Origin of the sequence: Collinsella sp. LCP21S3_D3, from assembly GCF_052118305.1 — a bacterium.
GTDB lineage: Bacteria > Actinomycetota > Coriobacteriia > Coriobacteriales > Coriobacteriaceae > Collinsella.
The window spans coordinates 1-2,928 of sequence record NZ_JBQKHK010000037.1; the positions used below are offsets into that span (position 1 = coordinate 1).

Annotated in this window: 4 protein-coding genes; 1 reads left to right on the forward strand and 3 read right to left on the reverse strand. The window is 66.4% G+C overall.

The window, feature by feature from the left end; all coding sequences use genetic code 11:
• The coding region (locus ACTQ1S_RS09135; protein WP_441547551.1) for a tape measure protein at window positions 1-1,724 on the reverse strand (1,724 nt) is incomplete at its 3' end.
• Between the two features lie 188 nt (window positions 1,725-1,912).
• Between ACTQ1S_RS09135 and ACTQ1S_RS09140 the strand changes: the two genes are divergently transcribed.
• Window positions 1,913-2,167 carry a hypothetical protein gene (locus ACTQ1S_RS09140; protein WP_441141086.1) on the forward strand — a complete coding sequence of 85 codons (255 nt, stop codon included), beginning with the start codon at window positions 1,913-1,915 and terminating at the stop codon, window positions 2,165-2,167.
• On the opposite strand, the gene ACTQ1S_RS09145 is transcribed toward ACTQ1S_RS09140, so the two are convergent.
• Both ACTQ1S_RS09145 and ACTQ1S_RS09150 read right to left on the reverse strand, forming a co-directional pair.
• Window positions 2,164-2,424 (reverse strand): hypothetical protein, encoded by a 261-nt coding sequence (locus tag ACTQ1S_RS09145; RefSeq protein WP_441547552.1) that lies wholly within the window; start codon window positions 2,422-2,424, stop codon window positions 2,164-2,166. The two genes, ACTQ1S_RS09140 and ACTQ1S_RS09145, sit on opposite strands and share 4 nt — an antisense overlap.
• A 50-nt stretch (window positions 2,425-2,474) precedes the next feature.
• Complete coding sequence (locus tag ACTQ1S_RS09150) at window positions 2,475-2,882, reverse strand: hypothetical protein (protein WP_441085627.1); 408 nt, start codon at window positions 2,880-2,882, stop codon at window positions 2,475-2,477.
• Window positions 2,883-2,928: the final 46 nt, after the last annotated feature.

Sequence of the window (2,928 nt, forward strand, 5' to 3'; positions counted from 1 at the left end):
AGCTTCGACGCTGCCTCGGCCGCCTTCTTGGCGGCCGGGTCGATCTCCTCAAGTGCTTCGGTGCCCTCTTTGGTTGCCGACGCGGCGGCCCTGATCGCCACCGGCACCTCGCCGCCCATCCAGTCGGCGTAGTCCTGCGCCGTGAGAGCGGTGATGCCGAGCTGGGTGGCCTGATCTTCCAGCTTCCGCTTGTACTCGGGGAACAGGGCGATGAGACGCTCGGTGCTGACGCCAGCCTCGCGAGCCTGCTTCACGACGTCAGCCATGACGGTCGCCGCCTTGCTCGCATCCATGCCAGAGACTGCGGCGTCCAAGTTCTTGAACGACTGCCCAACACGGTCCATCTGGGACTCGAGACCAAACAGGCCCGCTACGGCGTTCTCTCCCGCGTACCCGAGTTTTGCGCCCCACGAGTGATCGATCCCGTTGACGAACTTGAACGCGGACGCAACGTCGCGGACACCGCCTGCCAGTTCGCGGGCCGGGTCGTCGGCGTCGCGGAAGATGCGCCCCAGATCACCCACGCCGTTCGCGGCCCGCTCCACCTCCTCGGCGGCCTTCGCGGCATCCAACGCGTGCGCGGTGAACTGGCTGAGGATGGTGCCAGCGATCTGCACCGCAGCGAACGCCGCCGCCGCGATTCCGACACCCTTCGCCACTTTGAGGAAACCGCCGTACACGCCGGCCAGCGGGCCGGTGCGCATCGCATCGAGCGCTGCCTTCGTCTCCACAATCCTGGGGATTAGCACCAGTAGCGACCCGCCCAGCACCACAGCCCCAGACCCCATGGTCGACAACAAGCCGCCGACCTGCAGGATGGGGGCAGGTAGCTTCTGGACGAGGCGCAGGAAGTCAGCGAGGCCGTTGGTAGCATCCACGAGCAGGCCGCCGCCATTCTTCCCGACCAGAGGCTCCGTCATCAGCGACGCCATGTCACGCCATGCCGCCTTCACGCGGTCCGTCGCGCCGGTCATCGTATTCTTGACGTTCGCGGACGCGCCGGCGAACCGCTCCGACATGCCAGCGGCGAGCGCATCGAGCGCCTGCCCAGCATCGAGCGTGCCGTTGGTGATCTCGCCCCTGATCTCGGCACCCGTCTTGCCCATCTGGGAGCCGATCAGGGTCGCAGCATCCACACCGCGCTGACCGAACTGCATCAGGTCCGTGGCGGTGATCTTCGCCGCCGCCTTCACCTGGGAGAAAATGCGCGTCAGCTCGGAAATGTCCTCGTTCGAGCCGCCCGTCGCCGCCACCGCATCGTTGATCGCCGACAGGTATGGGATGACCTTCTGCGCCTCGATGCCGAAGCCGAGCATCTGCTGCTGGGCCGAGATAAACACCGCTTTGGAGAACGGCGAGGTGCGGGCGAACTCGTCCAGCTTGTCCATCTGGTCGTTCGCCTCACGGGCACCACCCATGAGGGTGCGCATCGCTGCCCGCGACTTCTGCTGCAAAGTGTTGTACTCGATGCCGGTCTTGGCGATCGCCGCGTTGAACGCGAGCACGGGCGCGCCAGCGGCGATCATCGCCTGCCCAGTGCCCGTCCACGCCTCCCGCTGCAGCTTGGCCGACTGGACGATCTGCCCCATCGTCGTGGTCGCTTTTTTGTCGAACTGCTTCGACTCATCGATCAGGGTCGACAGCGACTTGGAGGCGCTGCCGATCTGGGCGTTGAAGTCCGAGACCTCGGCCCTCAGCCGGACGACGATGCTGCGATCAGCCATCGAGTCACCCCCTGTCGGCGTAGATTGGTGTCATGCGTCGTGCACTACTGCTGTTGCTGCCTCTGCTCGCGGTGGGTTGCTCGCCCCCGGCGACTGAGACTCAAGCCCCTGCGGCCGAGACTGTGACCGTGACAACCACCCCAACGCCCAGCCCCACCAAGCCAGCCGACCCCGACATGTTCCGGACGATGATCACGGTCACCGGCGCCAAGGTCGGAAAGATCACAGACAATCAGTTGCTGATGGCAGGTTGGGCGGCATGCAGGGCGCTCGACGACGGCGGCGGGTATGAGGCTGGATGGAAAGCGGCCGCACTTTTGCTCATGCGATGGGGAGGGGGCGGCGACCCCGACCCAGACCTCGCGGCGGCGATCACCCTGTCAGCGGCCCAGAATCTGTGCCCGACTCATCGCGAGCGGGTCTTTGCGGACGCGCAGAGCTAGTCGACCCGCACTGCGTAGGACAGTTCGCCCGGCTGCGTCGGCTCCTGCTTCTCGGCCTCCGCTTTCGCCGCGCACGCATCACAGCGGATGCGGCGCTCCTCATGCCAGCCACCCATCTCGCTGGTCTCGTCCAGATAGTGGCCGCAGCCACCCGGACACAGCGACGCATCCCGGATCGTCAAAGCCTGGGCGAGGTATCGGTCAACCTCCGACCATGGTACGCGGGTGGGGATGCCCAGCATGACGCTGGGACGCACCCCCCACTCGCGTGCCGACGTGAGCGCGTCCAGCGCCCACGCGTTGCCTGTCAGTCGGAGGCAGAGGGCAAAAAACGCGGCGCGATCTGGCTGCGCGGCTTCGTGTCGAGCTGGAGCGCCAATGTCGCCAGCTCATCCACCTCGGGGGCGTGCGTCTCGCGCATGGCCCGCAGCACATCGGCGGTCATGCCTGCCGGGGATGCGATGTGCGCCGCCAGGAACTCGAGATTGGTTTGCTCGGCGTCCTCGTCCTTCTCGTGGGTGGCGATGAACTCGTCCCGCCACGTCTGAGTGCGGGCCTGCATCACGATCTCGCAGCCCTCGAGGTTATAGTGCGCCTTCGCCGGCGCGAGACCTTCCAGCCATGCGGCGAGGTCGAACCCGGCAGGGTCGAGGGTGTCGTCGGTCACCGCTTGCGGGGTGGTTTCGCCAAGCGCTTCGTCATTCTTCTTGGTCATGGGGTGTCCTTCCAGTAGGTGCGACTGCCCGGCCCCGGGGGAAGGA

What these genes read in the sequence shown, in the direction of transcription:
- ACTQ1S_RS09140 (WP_441141086.1), top strand. Translation starts at nt 1,913, where the DNA reads ATGATCACGGTCACCGGCGCCAAGGTCGGAAAGATCACAGACAATCAG.
- ACTQ1S_RS09150 (WP_441085627.1), bottom strand. Translation starts at nt 2,882, where the DNA reads ATGACCAAGAAGAATGACGAAGCGCTTGGCGAAACCACCCCGCAAGCG.